Raw genomic sequence first — 696 nt, forward strand, 5'->3', positions numbered from 1 at the left:
GGGGCGGCTGCCGTCTCATGCTGTTTCATGCAGTCGGCTGCTTCGTCCTGCAAACGGGTCCTGTTCATAAGTCCCTGGTAAATACTGCGGGTACCGCAGGTTTCCGGTCAGACCGGCACGCCGAAACCGCCGGTGGATCCGAAGCCTCCGCCGCCGCGAACCGAACCGCCGAGGTCCTGGACCGGCAGGAACCGGGCGTACTCCACGCGCTGAATAACCATTTGTGCAATTCTATCGCCGCGTTTGAGTTCAATCGCATGGTGGCGATCTGTATTCAACAGCGTCACCGCAATTTCTCCGCGGTAGCCGGCGTCGACGGTTCCGGGTGCGTTCACCACGGTGAGTCCGTGCTTGGTCGCGAGCCCGGACCGCGGGTGGATCAGCGCCACAAATCCGTCGGGGAGGGCAATGGAAACGCCGGTGGGGACCAGCCGGCGCTCCCCCGGTGCCAGCACAACATCCTCGCGGGCGCGCAGGTCAGCTCCGGCGTCGCCGGGGTGCGCATACGACGGCGGTTCCAGGCCGTCGTCGAGCATCTTCAGCTTAACCGTGAGGGTGGGGGTTCCGTACTCTGCCGCTTGCTGCGCTTCCGGCATGCCTGCCGGCGTTGCTTCGGCGGCGTCCACTGCAGTCGTTTCTTCAGTCACAGTCCCTCACTCTAACGCCCGCGGGGAAGATCGGCCTAGCCGCGGCCGG

1 protein-coding gene is annotated in these 696 nt (G+C 65.2%); it reads right to left on the reverse strand.

Annotation, left to right across the window (positions count from 1 at the left end; genetic code table 11):
- Positions 1-107 precede the first annotated feature (107 nt).
- Positions 108-647 (reverse strand): dUTP diphosphatase, encoded by a 540-nt coding sequence (gene dut, locus K789_RS0104970; protein WP_024365793.1) that lies wholly within the window; start codon positions 645-647, stop codon positions 108-110.
- Between the last annotated feature and the right edge of the window lie 49 nt (positions 648-696).

Origin of the sequence: Arthrobacter sp. TB 26 (assembly GCF_000427315.1) — a bacterium.
GTDB lineage: Bacteria > Actinomycetota > Actinomycetes > Actinomycetales > Micrococcaceae > Arthrobacter.